At 59.4% G+C, this 15,014-nt stretch carries 13 protein-coding genes; all 13 read right to left on the bottom strand.

From position 1 onward, the window contains the following. Positions 1-9 precede the first annotated feature (9 nt). The 13 genes from fliD to ACYZTY_RS06460 all read right to left on the bottom strand — a co-directional run bounded on the left by fliD (position 10) and on the right by ACYZTY_RS06460 (position 15,012). On the bottom strand, positions 10-1,413 hold the full coding sequence (fliD, locus tag ACYZTY_RS06520; protein ID WP_461957790.1) for a flagellar filament capping protein FliD: 1,404 nt from the start codon (positions 1,411-1,413) through the stop codon (positions 10-12). Between the two features lie 82 nt (positions 1,414-1,495). Continuing rightward, positions 1,496-1,861: a flagellar protein FlaG gene (locus ACYZTY_RS06515; RefSeq protein WP_461959260.1), complete on the bottom strand. Its 366-nt coding sequence runs from the start codon at positions 1,859-1,861 to the stop codon at positions 1,496-1,498. A 73-nt stretch (positions 1,862-1,934) separates the two neighbouring features. After that, entirely contained in the window at positions 1,935-2,786 is an 852-nt protein-coding gene (locus tag ACYZTY_RS06510; RefSeq protein WP_461957789.1) for a flagellin domain-containing protein, read from the bottom strand. Positions 2,787-3,039: 253 nt separating this feature from the next. Next, a complete protein-coding gene (locus ACYZTY_RS06505) occupies positions 3,040-3,309 on the bottom strand; it encodes a hypothetical protein (RefSeq protein ID WP_461957788.1) in 270 nt (89 codons plus the stop codon). After that, complete coding sequence (locus ACYZTY_RS06500) at positions 3,306-4,598, bottom strand: motility associated factor glycosyltransferase family protein (RefSeq protein ID WP_461957787.1); 1,293 nt, start codon at positions 4,596-4,598, stop codon at positions 3,306-3,308. Before ACYZTY_RS06500 ends, ACYZTY_RS06505 begins: the two co-directional genes overlap by 4 nt. 96 nt (positions 4,599-4,694) lie before the next feature. Beyond that, the gene (locus ACYZTY_RS06495) at positions 4,695-5,621 is read right to left on the bottom strand and encodes a ketoacyl-ACP synthase III (protein ID WP_438662276.1); all 927 of its coding nucleotides are present in this window, start codon (positions 5,619-5,621) and stop codon (positions 4,695-4,697) included. A 228-nt stretch (positions 5,622-5,849) separates the two neighbouring features. Beyond that, complete coding sequence (gene pseI / locus ACYZTY_RS06490) at positions 5,850-6,902, bottom strand: pseudaminic acid synthase (RefSeq protein WP_461957786.1); 1,053 nt, start codon at positions 6,900-6,902, stop codon at positions 5,850-5,852. Next, complete coding sequence (pseG, locus tag ACYZTY_RS06485) at positions 6,895-8,400, bottom strand: UDP-2,4-diacetamido-2,4,6-trideoxy-beta-L-altropyranose hydrolase (RefSeq protein ID WP_461957785.1); 1,506 nt, start codon at positions 8,398-8,400, stop codon at positions 6,895-6,897. The genes pseI and pseG overlap by 8 nt, the downstream gene beginning before the upstream one ends. Beyond that, entirely contained in the window at positions 8,397-9,092 is a 696-nt protein-coding gene (gene pseF / locus ACYZTY_RS06480) for a pseudaminic acid cytidylyltransferase (RefSeq protein ID WP_461957784.1), read from the bottom strand. Before pseF ends, pseG begins: the two co-directional genes overlap by 4 nt. Before the next feature lie 9 nt (positions 9,093-9,101). Beyond that, a complete protein-coding gene (gene pseC / locus ACYZTY_RS06475; RefSeq protein WP_461957783.1) occupies positions 9,102-10,262 on the bottom strand; it encodes a UDP-4-amino-4,6-dideoxy-N-acetyl-beta-L-altrosamine transaminase in 1,161 nt (386 codons plus the stop codon). Beyond that, entirely contained in the window at positions 10,259-11,260 is a 1,002-nt protein-coding gene (gene pseB, locus ACYZTY_RS06470) for a UDP-N-acetylglucosamine 4,6-dehydratase (inverting) (protein ID WP_461957782.1), read from the bottom strand. The genes pseC and pseB overlap by 4 nt, the downstream gene beginning before the upstream one ends. Positions 11,261-11,289: 29 nt before the next feature. Further along, on the bottom strand, positions 11,290-14,223 hold the full coding sequence (locus tag ACYZTY_RS06465) for a TIGR00180 family glycosyltransferase (protein WP_461957781.1): 2,934 nt from the start codon (positions 14,221-14,223) through the stop codon (positions 11,290-11,292). A gap of 51 nt (positions 14,224-14,274) precedes the next feature. Then, complete coding sequence (locus ACYZTY_RS06460) at positions 14,275-15,012, bottom strand: cephalosporin hydroxylase family protein (RefSeq protein WP_461957780.1); 738 nt, start codon at positions 15,010-15,012, stop codon at positions 14,275-14,277. Positions 15,013-15,014 lie beyond the last annotated feature (2 nt).

The raw sequence follows: 15,014 nt of genomic DNA, 5'->3' as shown, positions 1-15,014 counted from the left end.
TTATGCGTGTTACGAGTTCTTCTGCTGCGCACTCATCGCCTCAAACATCGAGGTGATGTTGCTGGCGGTCGCTTTCAACTTACCAACGAGTGTATCCATGTCGTTGTACTTTTTGGTCAGTACCGCGGTCAGTGTTTCGACCCGACGATCCAAATTAGCCTGATCAGCGGTCAGCCTGGTTTTGGTCACATTCAGGTTGGTGGTGCGAGTATCGAGAATACCGCCTGTATCGGTGTACGGCTTGATCACATTGTTCATGCGCTCGAGCAAACCGTTGGTACCGGTAAACAGGGTCTGAACCTCGCCACCGAGCTTCTTGCCATTCATCGCGGCGGTGAACTTGGTGGAGTCAAAGTTCAGTGCACCGGTTTTCTGGTCAGTGGTGATCCCCAACTGCGAGAGCACGGTCAACTTGTCGCCAGCACCGGTCTGGGACAGCGGACCACGAATGGCGGCCAGCAGCGATCGTGGTAACGGGTCACCGGTCAGCGCAGCAGCGACAGTCGGCTTGCCATCGTCATCCAGGGAAGGCTTGGTCAAGGACGTCACAGCATTTGCGATGGCGTTATAGGCGTCAACGAACTTCTGGATCGATGCCTTCAAACCATCGTTGTTGGAAGCGACGTTAACAGTCGATGTACCTGCACCGGTCAGGGTCAGACTCAGGCCGGAGATCGTGTTGGCGACGGTATTGGACTTGCTGGTCATCGCCAGACCATCGACCGAGAACACCGCATCCGCGGCCAGGCCGCCGATGGCACCCGAAGAGGTCGCGGTCGGTGCGCCCATTGGGGCCGTCCCGTCGATTGTCAGGCCGGCGATACCGCTGGCGGAGATATCGGAACCTGCACCGGTCGCGGTAGAACCCAATACCAGGCGCGAACCGAAACTGTCGGTCACGATGTTAGCGCTCAGGCCACTGGCTTGGTACTGACTGTTGATCGAGTCACGAACCGATTGCAGCGTGGCGCCCGCACCTACGGTGACAGGGTAGCTGGTACCGTTCTGGGTGATGGTCAGCGTGCCTGCCGGGATAGCACTGGTCGCTCCGCCAGCAAATGCCTCGGAGGCTACTTTTGACGAAGTGGCAAGACTGGTTACTTTAACGACGTAATTGCCGGCAACAGCCGTGTTACTGGACGTGGCGGTCAGTACTTTGGCATCGGAAGACGTCGCAGCAAAACCCGTGAACTGGGGGGTTGTCGTGCTGCCCAGATCGGTGAGTGCTTTCTGGAACGTGGCCAGCAGCGACTTCAGCGTACCGATCCCGGAGATGCTCGCCGTGTTGGTAGTGGCCCCACGGTCGATCTGACCTTGCTTGGCCGCTTTGTCAGCGTTCACCAAGGCTTTGACGATAGCACCGGTATCAAGGCCTGAGCCTAAACCCGTGCCCGGTAAAATTGGACTTGCCATGTGGAACTCCCTTCAGTGTGTCGCCGGCCTTTTGACCACTACAACGCCCAAAAGAACATAGCAACAAAATTCATGCCAACTGTCAGGCTTTAGCGCTGAACAACAGGCTGCTTGCATCATTCAAACTATTGGCCAGTTTCAGGACTTCTTCGTTGGGGATCTGACGGACCACCTCACCGGACTCACTGGCAATGACCTTCACAACAACCTGACCTGAAGGCTCATCAATCGAGAACTCCAGATTACGTTTGACCGACTGAACGAACTTTTCAATTTCTTGAACAGCCATTTTCAGTTTGTCCTGCTCGGCTTGTGCGCTCTTGCGCACCTCCTTGACGTCGACCACTTTCGCGGGCTCCGCTTGAGGCTTTTCCGCGGGCTTGTCGGCAACCGTGGTCGCCTGCTTGGCCGCCGGATAAGACAAGTTCAGCTTCACGCTCATATCCATGTCCATCACCTCTAAAAGTAAAAAAGCGAGAGGGCACGACCAGCGCACACCCCTCGCCGAAACTCAATCGCTATTACTGAAGCAGTTTCAGTACAGCGGATGGCAGTTGGTTGGCCTGAGCCAGAACTGCGGTAGAAGCTTGTTGCAGAGTTTGTTGCTTGGTCAGTTCTGCAGTTTCAGAAGCGAAGTCGGTATCTTGTACGCGACCACGAGCAGCACTGGCGTTTTCGTTGATGTTCTGCAGGTTGGAGATGGTGCTGGTCAGACGGTTTTGTGCAGCACCGAGGTCAGCACGTGCGGTGTTGATGGTCTGCAGAGCGGCGTCGATACGGGTCAGGGCAGCGGAGAACGAAGCCTGAGCGGTAGCCGAGCTGTTACCAGTGATCTGAGTGGTAGCCGAGTCAACCGACAGGGTTGCAGCGCCGAAACCGGAGGCCAGGGTCAGAGTGATCTGGTTAGCCGAACCAGTGTTGGAACCAACCTGGAAGGTCATGGTGCCAGCAGTACCGTCCAGCAGGTTCTTGCCGTTCAGGTTGGTGGAGTTGGCGATACGAGTGATCTCGTCCGACATTGCCGCGAATTCTTTGTTCAGAGCAACGCGGTCTTGAGTACCGTTCGAGTCGTTTCGAGCTTGTACGGCCAGTTCACGCATACGCTGCAGAATGTTGGTGGTTTCCTGCATCGCGCCTTCAGCGGTCTGAGCGATCGAGATACCGTCGTTGGCGTTTTTGATCGCCATGGTCTGACCGCGGATTTGCGCGGTCATACGAGTGGTGATTTGCAGGCCGGCGGCGTCGTCTTTGGCGCTGTTGATTTTCAGGCCGGAAGACAGGCGAGTCATCGAAGTCGACAGAGCGTCGGAGGAGCGGTTCAGGTTCTTCTGAACGCTCAACGATGTGACGTTGGTGTTTACTGTTAAAGCCATGACGAATTCCTCGTTGGTTGGGTACTGCGGCTTCCGGCCCTGGCAACCGCCGGGTATGGCCTAGAGAACCTTCGTAATAGTTATCGTCGCCAATGCAACTTGCTTTAGGGGATTTTCAAAATTATTTGCCATCACGTTGCCACCCCCCGTAAATCAAGGGGTTGACAACAGTCTGACAGCGAAAAAATGACGTCAGGGAAATGTCGGCAACAGGTTGGCGAGGACTCGTCGGCACCGACAGAAGGGAAATGGCTTAAACAGACAGGCTTTCGGTCAGCAGCTCGACCAGTTCATATTCCAGGTAATCGGCCAGTGCGAGCCAGTTCTGCGCCTCCTGACACGCGAACATCTGGCCGAGCACAAACGCCCACTGTTGCTGAGCCTCCTGCGGCTTCGAATCGAACGCCGGGTGGACTGCACCGGCCAACTCGATCATCGCCAGCCCGGCTTCGACATCACGCCCCAAGCGGAACAAAGCTGCACATTGCTGCGCGTCGGCAACGAAGGTTTCAAGCGTGCTCATGATGCAAACTCCGGATGAAAAACCGTGCCGGCGATCATCGCCCCTGCCCGACTGCTGTTATAGAAGCGCACCTGCGGATGGCCCGCGATAAAACGCTCCAGCTCACACAGATAGCTGCGGAAGTTGAGCTGAGTCTTGATGCGCTGACCGTGACCGTCCAGCACCCAGTGTTTGGCAGCGCCCAATTGCGGCCCCAGATCACCGTCGTTCCAGCCAGCGTGGGTCTTGTCGCCCGGGAAGGCGAAGTCGGCGCCGAACAACGTGATCTGCGCCGCACCCATCTTCACCGCCAGATCCGCGGCCGGATGAATCACGCTGCCGCCGACATACAACTCGCCCCGGGGCAATTGCCGACGCAGCTGTTGGTAGATCGGGCTCGCGGAGTAACCGGCATAACGCGGCCCCTGCCAGGACTCGATCACCGCCGGATCCAACATGGGCATGTACACCAGCGTGATATCGGACGAGCCTTCAGCCGGCAGGTGCCGGTCGGAAATGCGCTGGTCGATGCTGACGACGATATCGGGACGAATGCCGTGCTTGAGCAACGGACGATAGGCCGTGTCGACGCAGATGAATAACGGTCGCTCGGCTTCATTGCGAATCGCGCGCAGGGTCGCGAAGTGCTGCTCCAGGCTTGGCCCGGTGGCAATGACAAAGGCCTCCTGCCCCGGTTGCGAACCAAACAACTCGGCCACATCGTGATCGGCCTGCACCCACTTGAGACTGACCTGCAAGCGCTCGATAATCTCAGGCGCCTGCGGGTCGAACTCACGATTATTGAACGTCAAGTGAGTTTCGCTGATCAGCCGATCACGGATCTTCGCATTGAAATCGTCGGCCAGTACCAGCTCCGATGGCAAGGCAAAAAACGGCAGCTGGATTTCTCCCAGATCGCCGGCATACAGCAGCTCGACCCGCGGATCGCTGAGCCACATGTGCTGATCGAGCAGTTGCAGCACCAGGGCAAACACGGCGCCGTTGAGAATGTGCACGTACAACCGCTCGAGACCGGCACGTTGCAGCAACTCCATTTGCAGATCGCCGAGCCCGGTGCCGTAGACGTGTATCACCGGGCTGTCTACCGGCAAGCTGTCGGCCTGAAGCACGGCTTCGCGACTGCGATCATGGCGGCTGGTCAGCTGAATGCCGTTGATGCTCAACGTCGAACCGAGGCCTTCCACCAGGTCAGCCTGCAACTGGCTCGCGTCTTCAATCAGCAAACGCACAGCCAACGCCGGCCAGCGTTGCTGGATGACATCGACGTTGTGCTCAAAGAACTCGCTCATGGAGCCTCGCTTTTTATTCGGGCAAAAAAATAGCGCTCAAGATTACACCTTGAGCGCTATTTTTGTGTCTGGCTTTCTTTGACTAAAGCACCGGGTTCAAGGGCGATAGATGATCGCCGAGCCCCAGGACAGTCCAACGCCGAAACCGCTCAGCGCAACGCGCTTCCAGTCGGAGTCCAGCACGTGTTTTTCCAACAGCAGCGGAATGCTCGATGACACGGTGTTGCCGGTCTCGACCATGTCCTTGATGAACTTCTCCGGCTCACCTTCGAAGCGGCGCGCCACAGCGTCGACAATCGCTGCGCTGCCCTGGTGAATGCAGAAGGCGTCGATGTCGTCAGCGGTCAGTTGCGAGTCGGCCAGCAGTTCATGCAAGTGCGCCGGGACTTTGAGCAGCGCAAAGTTGAACACCTGACGACCGTTCATGTAGAACACGCCGTCGGTGACTTTCAGGTGCGGCGCACCGGAACCGTCAGTGCCGAACTTGGCTTTGCCCAGCTGCCAAGGCGCGTTTTCACCCATCCAGGTCGCGGTGGCGGCGTCGCCGAAGAGCATGGTGGTGTTGCGATCTTCCGGGTCGACGATCTTCGAATACGGGTCGGCGGTGATCAGCAAGCCATTCTTCAGGCCGGCAGCTTCCATGAAGCCCTTGATCGCGTAGATGCCGTAAACGTAGCCGGAGCAGCCCAGGGAAATATCGAACGCAGCCACGGTGGTCGGCAGACCGAGTTTGTCCTGAACGATGGCTGCGGTGTGGGGCAGGCCTTCTTCGTCGCCGTTCTGGGTAACGACGATCAGTACGTCAATGGATTCGCGTTTCAAATCGGGGTTGTTGGCGAACAGCGCGTTGGCTGCTTCGACACACAGGTCCGACGTTTCTTGCCCGGCGTCTTTGCGCGGCAGGAAGGCCGAACCGATTTTGCCCAGGATGAACTCTTCATCCTTTTCGAATTTTGCACCTTGTGCGTAATTGTCCACGCCGGCTACAGGAACGTAGCTCGCAATGCTTTTTATGCCAATCATTACGGCTTCCCAATAATAAACAGCCCAATACCACCGCTCGTAATGATTCGAGGGGCGCCGACAAACAGAGAAAAACGTCGTCCCGTCGAGGCGACAACGGGAAGAATAAAAGGCTATCACTGGGCTAAACAGAGACCAGGCGCCACCTTCCCGATTAATACAATACAGTGAAGATGCGCGTTATGACTCGCAGGTCACGCTATTTTGCCGAAACAGACCGACAAGGCGTTATTCGACCAACGACCAGTCCAGCGCGGTTCCACGTTTGATGGCGTGGCGGGCGTGGCGGCTCAGAAGGGTTTCAGCGTGCTTGGGCGCCAGCCCCAGGCCAGGACGGATGGCACGCAGATTGGCGACAGTAAACGGCTCGCCGGCCGCCATGTCTTGCGTGACATAGAGCGAGCGTCGGTACACCAGTGACTTGCGCTCCGCTTCGGTAACGCCGTAATGCACCTGGCCCATGGCCTGCCAGGCACGCTCGGTTTCGATCACCAGGCTTTCGAGTTCGGCCGGCTCCAGGGAGAAACTGGCGTCCACGCCACCGGCCGCGCGGTCGAGGGTGAAGTGTTTTTCCACCACCGTCGCCCCCAGCGCTACCGCCGCCACGGACACGCCGACCCCCATGGAGTGATCGGACAGCCCGACTTCGCAGCCAAACAACTCGCGCAAATGTGGAATCGTGCGCACGTTGCTGTTGGCCGGTGTCGCCGGGTAGGTGCTGGTGCATTTGAGCAGCACCAGGTCCTTGCACCCCGCCTCACGGGCAGCACGCACGGTTTCGTCGAGCTCGGCGATACTGGCCATGCCGGTAGAGATGATCAAGGGCTTGCCGGTGGCGGCGACCCGACGAATCAGCGGCAGGTCGGTGTTTTCGAAACTGGCGATCTTGTACGCCGGCACGTCCAGGCTTTCGAGGAAGTCGACGGCGCTGTCATCAAACGGCGTGGAGAACGCCAGCATACCCAGCTCTTTGGCCCGGGCAAAAATCGGTGCATGCCATTCCCACGGCGTATGCGCTTTCTCGTACAACGCGTACAACGAGGTTCCAGCCCACAGACTGTTGGGGTCCTTGATGAAGAACTCGCCTTCGGACAGGTCCAGGGTCATGGTGTCTGCAGTGTAGGTTTGCAACTTCAAGGCATGCGCGCCGGCCCTGGCCGCGGCTTCGACGATTTGCAGCGCCATCTCCAGCGACTGGTTATGGTTGCCACTCATCTCGGCAATGATAAACGGTGGCGCGTCGGCACCGATTGAGCGGTTGCCGATCTTGAAGCTAGTCATTTCGATGATCCTTTAATACGCGCGTGAACGCGCAAGCACTCTGAGTGAAACCGGCTTCGCGAAATACCTTCAGCGACGGCTGGTTGGCCGGCAACACCTGGGCGGTGATGGCCGTCAGTTGCGGCCAGTGGGCCGTGACGAACGTTTCGCCGCGGGCCAGCAGCGCCCTGCCCCAACCCAGGCCGATGCGATCTTCGAACAGGTAAATCGAGACTTCGGCGTCGAAGCCGCGCAAGTCATAACGCAACACACCCACCGGACCGTCATCGGCTTCGGCGATCAATAGAAGGCGCTGCGCATTACTCAAACTAGCGGTCAGCCAGTTTTGATGCGACGCCCATTCAATCGCCCCGGTTTCAAGCGACCAGCGCCGCACCGCCTCGGCATTGCGTCCGTCGAACAGAAGCTGCGCATCGTCTGCTGTCGCGGGGCGGATTTGCAACACCGCACCGGCCAAGGCGGCCGCCACTCGCTGCGCACCCCGACCATCGACCAGTTGCCGCGAATGTGCGGCCAGGCTCTGGCGTATCCCCTGATTGCCCGTGACAAAACCGATGGCCTGGCGCAGTTGTTCGACGCTCACCTGCTCGCGCGCCCCCAGATAAACATGGGCACCCGAGGCGGCCATGACCTCGCCGTTGGCCTGCTGATTATTCGAGACCGCAATGCAAATCGTCGGCAGCCCCATGGCCGCCCGCTCCCAACTGGTGCCGCCACCGGCGCCGACAAACAGGTCAGCCTCGGTCATCAGCCGGTAAAAGTCGCTGACAAAACTGTGCAAGCGCCAGTTCGGGCGCTTCGCCGCCATGGCCTGCATTGCGTCCCAGGCCGGGTTGTCGGCACCGGCCACAAAATCGACTTCCAGCGCATCGAAATCCGCCATCGCCAACATCGCGTGATGCGTCTGCATCGCCGCATCGAAGCCGCCAAAATTCACCAGCACCCGTTTGGCTTGCGGCTTGATCGGGATCGCCGGGCAGCGGAACTCATCGCGCAGCATGGCAAAACGTGGACCGAACAATGTCTGGCAGCCGGGCGCGAGCAGCGATTCATAAGCCTCTGGCGTGCCCGACAGGTTCTGGTTGAGCAGCAGGTCGACGGCATACTGGCGAGTGGCAAGGTCATCCACCGCAGCGATCCGTGGCGCCCAGCGCCGGGCCGCAGTCTGCCAGTGATGGTCGAGGCCATAGTGGTCGACGATGATCCAGTCAAATGCCGGATGGTTTTCCAGCGCCTGCGCCAGCGCGTCGATGTCCGCCTGCCACGGCAGCATGGATTCGATGGCTTGCTGCGGGTCTTCGTCGGAATAACGTTCTGGCAGCGCGAAGGTTTCAAAGCCTTCGCCCGCCAGCGTCTCCAACCGATGGCCCGGCAGCAGGCGACACGCAAAGGCAACATGCGAGCCCTGCTTGCGCAAGGTTCTGGCCAGCGGCAACAAGCGAGCGATATGCCCGCTGCCAATGGTCGGCGACGCGTCGGAGCGAATCAGTACCCTCATTGCAATTCACCACCGGCCTTCAGCGCGGCGTACAGGTACTCGGCGCGTGTCCAGTCTTCGAGGGTGTCGATATCCTGCACCAGATGCCGTGGCAGAATCACCGGCAGGCTCGCCGGGGAAAACAACACATCGCCGCGCAACCAGGCCTCGCTGCGCCCCCAGTAGAACTGACCGGCGTCTTGAAAGGCTTCAGCCAGATCCTGCGAGCGGGTGTTGCGAAATTCCGGGTACAGCGACGTCAGTGCGCCCTGCTTGTCGAGGGTCAAGGTACGCTGCACGGGAAAGCCGAAACCGGCCACGGAAAACGCAAAGGATTTATCCGGGTGCTGCGCCAGCAATTCAAACCCCTGACGCAGAAACCGCGCCTGCAACAGTGGCGCGGTGGCGTAGAGGCAGCAGGCATAGTCGAACGCCGGAAGCTCTTTCAAGGCATGCACCATCACCGCAGCGGTGCCGGTGAAATCATCGGCCAGTGACGCCGGACGCATGAACGGCACTTGAGCGCCGTGCGCCCGCGCGACCCCGGCGATTTCTTCATCGTCGGTGCTGACGATCACCTGATCGAACAGCTGCGAATCCAGCGCAGTACGAATCGAACGGACGATCATCGGCACGCCGTCGAAGGGCTTGAGGTTCTTGCGCGGGATACGCTTGCTGCCGCCCCGGGCCGGAATAATGGCAACGCAGCTCAAGATTCACTCCTACTCAACGAGCAGCCGCCGTAATTGCTCGACCACATAATCCTGCTGTTCGTCGCTCAGCAAGGGAAACAGCGGAAGGCTGATCGCCTCGGCGTAATAACGCTCTGCTTGCGGGAAATCACCTTCGGCAAAACCCAGGTCGCGATAGTACGGCTGCAAGTGCACCGGAATATAGTGCAGGTTCACACCGACACCGGCCGCTCGCAAGCCTTCGAACACTTGTCGATGGTTGAGAGTGATGTGATCAGTCTGCAACCGCACCACGTACAAATGCCATGCCGACTCGGCCTCGGGCTGCGCATTGGGCAAGGTCAGCGGCAAATAGGCCAACAACCGGTCATATCGCGCCGCCAGTTCGCGACGGCGTTCGATGAAGTCGTCGAGCCTGTTCAGCTGCGACAAGCCGAGGGCCGCTTGCAGGTCGGTGATCCGGTAATTGAACCCCAACTCCACTTGCTGGTAGTACCAGGGACCGTGGCTGGCCTCGGTCATTCGCTGTGGATCGCGGGTCATACCGTGGCTGCGCAGGCGCTGCAAGCGCTCGGCCAGGTCCGCACGATTGGTCAGGACCATGCCGCCTTCGGCGCTGGTGATGATTTTCACCGGATGAAAACTGAACACCGTCATTGCCGCGAATTCGCCGCACCCCACCGGACGCCCGGCATAGGATGCACCCACCGCGTGGGAGGCGTCTTCGATCACCGTGAAGCCATATCGCTCGGCCAGTTCGGCGATCTTGCGCATGTCGCAGCTTTGGCCTGAGAACGCCACGGCCACCAATACTTTTGGCAGCGTCCCGTCACGTTCGGCGGCTTCGAGTTTCGATTCCAGCGCATAGGCATCGAGGTTCCAGGTCTGCGGATCGATGTCGACGAAATCCACCTCGGCGCCGCAATAGCGACCGCAATTGGCAGAGGCCAGAAAGGTGTTCGGCGTGGTCCACAAGCGATCGCCCGCCCCGAGCCCCGCCGCCAGGCAGGCGATGTGCAGCGCGGCAGTGGCATTGCACACCGCCACCGCGAAATCGGCCTGGCAGCGCTCGGCCACGGCCTGTTCAAAACGCTCGATGGTCGGCCCTTGGGTCAGCCAGTCAGACTGCAACACAGCAACCACCGCATCGATGTCTGCCTGATCGAGACTTTGCCGACCGTATGGAATCATGCCGGCAACTCGGCGTGCAGGTCGGCGATCTGGCCCACCGACAGGAAGTGCGGGTTGGTGTCGGAGCGGTACTCGAAGTCTTCATCCACAGGCCGGCCCTGCTCACCGGTGTTGTCGACGGCAAAATCCACGTCGACGCTGGTGAAGCGAATCGACGGCTGAATGGTGTAGTGATCGGCGAACTCCAGCGTCATGCGCGCATCATCCAGCGGCACCATCAACTCGTGCAGTTTTTCGCCGGGGCGAATGCCGACGTTCTTGTGCGGCAAGTGTTCAGCCATGCCCAGCGCCAGATCAACGATGCGGATCGATGGGATCTTCGGCACAAATACTTCACCACCGTGCATGCGGGCAAAGCTGTCGAGTACGAACTGCACACCGTGATCGAGGGTGATCCAGAAGCGCGTCATGCGCTCATCGGTGATCGGCAACTCGGTTGCGCCTTCGCTGATCAACTTGCTGAAGAACGGCACGACAGAGCCGCGCGAGCCCGCGACGTTGCCGTAGCGGACCACGGCAAATCGAGTCTGCTGCTCGCCGGCAATATTGTTGGCGGCCACGAACAGTTTGTCCGACAGCAACTTGGTCGCGCCGTACAGATTGATCGGGCTGGCAGCCTTATCGGTAGACAGCGCGACGACTTTCTTCACGCCGTTATCAATGGCCGCGGCAATGATGTTTTCCGCGCCATTGACGTTGGTACGAATGCATTCAGTGGGGTTGTATTCCGCCGCCGGCACTTGCTTCAGCGCGGCGGCATGCACCACGTAATCGATACCGCGCATGGCCTGACGCAAACGCTCGCCATCACGTACATCGCCGAGAAAGTAGCGCATGCACGGCGCATTGAACGTCTGCTGCATCTCGTACTGCTTGAGCTCGTCGCGCGAGAACACCACCACCCGCTTTGGCTGGTATTGCTCCAGCAGGCGGCGGATGAAATTGCGCCCGAACGAGCCGGTACCACCGGAGATGAAAATCGATTTACCATTGAACATGCCTTGAGTCCTTTTACCTGTCAGCAGGCTTAAGCAAGCAACTGCGCCCAGTTCACACTGGAAGCGTCGCCGAGGGTAAAGCCCTTGCCGGTCAAGGCCAGGTTCTGGTTGTAAGCCGAATCTTGGGCGAAACGTGCTTGCCACTTGTCTTGCAGGGCGGCGGCGGTCTGCGGCGCGTCAGGCAACAGGCCCGGGTGCAGCATTTGCGCCTGAGGACACCAGACAATCAGGTAACCGGCGTCGGCGGCTTTCAGGCACAGATCGATGTCAGCGAAGGCTTCGTCGAAATGCTCTTCGTCCAGACCGCCGACGGCTTCATAAAGGTCTTTGCGAACCATCATGCAAGCCCCGGACACTGCCGAGTAGTTCTGCTCCACCTGATGACCGTTCATATAGCCTTTGGCATCTTTGCGCTCACCGATAAACACCGAGCCCAGCACACCGTTGAAGCCCAGCACCAGGCCGGCCTGAGTGGTGACGCCACGGAAGTCCATCAGCTTGGCGCCGACAATCCCGACTTCCGGACGCTGGGCCTGGTTGAGCAGGCTGTCGAGCCAGTTGGAGTTGACCACTTCGACGTCGGCCGACATCAGCACCACGTAGTCACCCTTGGCCTCACGCACGGCAACGTTATGCAGCGCCGAGGCGCTCAGACGCTTGCCGGTACGCAGGATGCGCAGGCGATCGCTCTTGCCTTCCAGGCTGGCGAGCCAGGTCGCCAGCTCTTCGGATTGACTGTGGTTATCGGCAATAAGAATTTCATGCTGCTGATAACGGGTGCGTTGCAGCACGCTGACCACGGCGCGCCGCAGCGACTCTAAATTGTCCTGACTGTGCAGAATGATCGAGACTTTCGGCCGCTCGGCGTGCTGGTAGTCGATCTGCCAGGTTTGCGGCAGCTCGGAACTGACCCGGCCGCGGTAGCCGCGGGCCGTCAGGGAACGGGTCAGGGTCTGACGTTCGTGAGGGTTTTCCTCGGCAGACGGCGCGTTGCAGATCAGCAGCGGCTCGGCCAGATGTGCCAGGCCACCCAAGCCGCCGTCTTCGATCAGGCGCAGCACCAGATCGAATTCCAGCGCCGATGCGTATTCAGTCGAGTAACCACCGGCCTCGGCCAATACATCACGCTGGATCAGCCAGTGACGAGCCATCAGCGACGGCACGGTTTGCAGCAGATCGAGGTTGACGCCCGGACGGAACACTTCGCTCAGGGAGCCGTTTTCCTGACGCTGGATTTCGTCCATGGCCACCGCACGTACGCCTTCGGCGCCCTGCAATTCGAGACTGGCACGCAGCAGGCCGCTGGCGGTGAATTGATCACCGGCCTCGGCCAGCACCAGCCAGTCGACGGTGGACTGGGCCACGCTCTGGTTGATGCGCTCGACGTAGTTGGCAGCGGTGACTTTGACGAAGTGCACGGTGTCACGCGGCGTGGTGGTCGCCGGCAAATCGCCGGTGGTGAACACCACCAGCTTGAACGCTTTGCAGTGGCCACTGACCAGGCTGTCGAAGGTGGCCTGCAACTTGACCATATCGGCGTCCAGGTCCAGCAGCAGGATGCCGAATTGTGGACCGCCGTTGTGTTTGGCCAGGTGTGCACTGATCGACTTGAGTTGCTTGGCATCCGGGTTGCGCGCTTCGATCCAGTTCAGCAGGCGACCGGACGGCATGTTTTCGAACAACGACTGTTCGTCCTGCTTCGGCACCGACAACAGGCGCTTGGCCCAGGCTTGCAGCTTGACGCCCTCTTCCTCATCTTCGGTGCCCTGCAACGACTCGGCCAGACGTGCAACCACGGTGCGGTTGAACGCATAGAGGCTCAGCGCTTCCCACAAACGGGCGCGCAGGGTGCGGTCGTTGTCGTTAGGGTGAACGCGCATCAGCTCATGCTGCTTGAGCAAAATGCCTTCCAGTTCCTGCAACTGCAATTTGCCAGCGGGCATGGTGTGCAGAAGGAATTCGAATTCGGTCAGCAGGTCGAACACCGGCTGGTTGTAGAACGGCATTTCGACGAACTGCTCGGTGTTAAACGTACGCACCGGCTCTTTGCCGGACTCGAGCCAGGCCGAGGTGAAAATCAGCGTGCCCTTCAGCGAACGCATGTTATTCAGGCAGTCGGCCATGGTGGCGAAACTGTCCAGCGCCACCTGCTTGCCCTCGGCCAGCGTCTTGTGGCTCATGCCGGTGGGCAACGAAGCCAGAAACTCGGCGAAGCGCTCACGGTCGGCCACGGTTTTCGCGTCTTTAAGCGTCAACACCGTCAGCACGTTGGTGTTGTGTTCCGAGGCACCGTAAGGGATTTCTCGCACGGCGAACGGGATCGGCAGAATTCGCGCCTTGGCCCGCGCGAGCATGTAATAGGCATGGCCGATTTCCTGCCACTCGAAGCTGGTGCCCGGCAGCAGCGCGTTGTGCCAGTCTTGCAGCAGCTCGGTGCGGCTGACCGCATAGAACGGCGGCAGGAAGTGCCCCATGAATTGCATCAGGCGATCTTCGGCTTTATCCGAGCAATAATCTTCCGGCCCCTTGCGGTCGCGGCGGAAGTAATTCACTTCCGTGGCGCGGGCCAGGTACATGATCCCGTAACCGTGGGCCATGCCGTAGTCGGCGTTGTCCTCGAGGAATTCCAGCGACTCGGTGACCGCATCGTGCAGCAGGAAATCGTCATCGGCCGCCAGCACCATGTACGGCGTGGTCACCTGATTCACGCCATAGGCGAGTTTTTCCTGCAGCCCGGTGTAGGTGAACTGCGGCAGGTGCCGGTAATCGACCATCGGGTAATCCCGGGTGACGTCATCGTCGCTTTTGAGCGAAGAATCCAGGACCAGAATCGTGCAGGGATAGCTGCTGTAATACTGCAAGGTGCGCCGCAGGTAGGCGTTGCGATTGTGGGAAATCACCACCACCGTCAACCGTTGGTTCAGCGGTGCCACATCGTTACGAGCAGTGTTTTGAACGTGCATATCTCTATCCCCACAACCGGCCAAGCGCCGAGAACCCAGATTCAATAATGATTAACGAACGCGACGCAGGTAGCCGTCCGGCGCCACGGTGATCAGCAGCTTGTTCTGCAACTGACGGTCGATTTCGAAGTCAGCGTTTTCTTCCAGGTATTTCCACACGGCGGTCTTCGGGTTATCGCCCGGGCCCCATGGACGATCAGGGAAGAAGTCGGCCGGCATGTCTTCAACCACGGTGTCCATCACTACGCAGTAGCTGTCGACCGACACCAGTGGTGCGTACAGACGCAGCTCTTCCAGCACGTGGTCGTGGGTGTGGTTGGAATCCAGTACCAGAATGACTTTCTTGCCTTCGGCCGCCGCGCGCACTTGCTCGGCGATGGCCGCGTCGATGCTCGAACCTTCGATCATTTTGATGCGCTTGCTCATCGGGTGGCTTTCGATGGCTTCGCGGTTGTGCGGGCGAATGTCGAGGTCGATGCCCAGCACTTCACCGTGGCCTTGCAGCTCCAGCAACGAGGCGTAATAGATGATCGAGCCGCCGTGGGCGATGCCGCATTCGATCACCAGGTCAGGTTTGACCTGCCAGATGATTTCCTGCATCGCCATCATGTCTTGCGGCAACTGAATGATCGGACGGCCCATCCACGAGAAGTGGTAGCTGTACTTGTGCTTCGCTGACTGGTTGAAGAAATCCTGGGCCAGACCAGTGAGTTTCTGGTCGTCGCCCTGAGCTGCGATTTCTGCCTGGCATTGGGCTTCGAAGGCTGTATTGATGGTGTTGTCGGTCATTT

It is taken from the genome of Pseudomonas sp. LB1P83 (assembly GCF_054897885.1).
The sequence above is the reverse complement of the archived record's forward strand: the minus strand, read 5'-3'. Positions and strand labels throughout refer to the sequence as shown.

Excerpts from the sequence above, each read along its gene's own strand:
- ACYZTY_RS06495 (WP_438662276.1), bottom strand. The coding sequence starts at position 5,621 with ATGATTGGCATAAAAAGCATTGCGAGCTACGTTCCTGTAGCCGGCGTG.
- pseG (WP_461957785.1), bottom strand. The coding sequence starts at position 8,400 with ATGAGGGTACTGATTCGCTCCGACGCGTCGCCGACCATTGGCAGCGGG.
- ACYZTY_RS06510 (WP_461957789.1), bottom strand. The coding sequence starts at position 2,786 with ATGGCTTTAACAGTAAACACCAACGTCACATCGTTGAGCGTTCAGAAG.
- ACYZTY_RS06515 (WP_461959260.1), bottom strand. The coding sequence starts at position 1,861 with ATGGATATGAGCGTGAAGCTGAACTTGTCTTATCCGGCGGCCAAGCAG.
- pseI (WP_461957786.1), bottom strand. The coding sequence starts at position 6,902 with ATGACTAGCTTCAAGATCGGCAACCGCTCAATCGGTGCCGACGCGCCA.
- ACYZTY_RS06465 (WP_461957781.1), bottom strand. The coding sequence starts at position 14,223 with ATGCACGTTCAAAACACTGCTCGTAACGATGTGGCACCGCTGAACCAA.
- ACYZTY_RS06505 (WP_461957788.1), bottom strand. The coding sequence starts at position 3,309 with ATGAGCACGCTTGAAACCTTCGTTGCCGACGCGCAGCAATGTGCAGCT.
- ACYZTY_RS06460 (WP_461957780.1), bottom strand. The coding sequence starts at position 15,012 with ATGACCGACAACACCATCAATACAGCCTTCGAAGCCCAATGCCAGGCA.
- fliD (WP_461957790.1), bottom strand. The coding sequence starts at position 1,413 with ATGGCAAGTCCAATTTTACCGGGCACGGGTTTAGGCTCAGGCCTTGAT.
- pseC (WP_461957783.1), bottom strand. The coding sequence starts at position 10,262 with ATGATTCCATACGGTCGGCAAAGTCTCGATCAGGCAGACATCGATGCG.
- ACYZTY_RS06500 (WP_461957787.1), bottom strand. The coding sequence starts at position 4,598 with ATGAGCGAGTTCTTTGAGCACAACGTCGATGTCATCCAGCAACGCTGG.
- pseB (WP_461957782.1), bottom strand. The coding sequence starts at position 11,260 with ATGTTCAATGGTAAATCGATTTTCATCTCCGGTGGTACCGGCTCGTTC.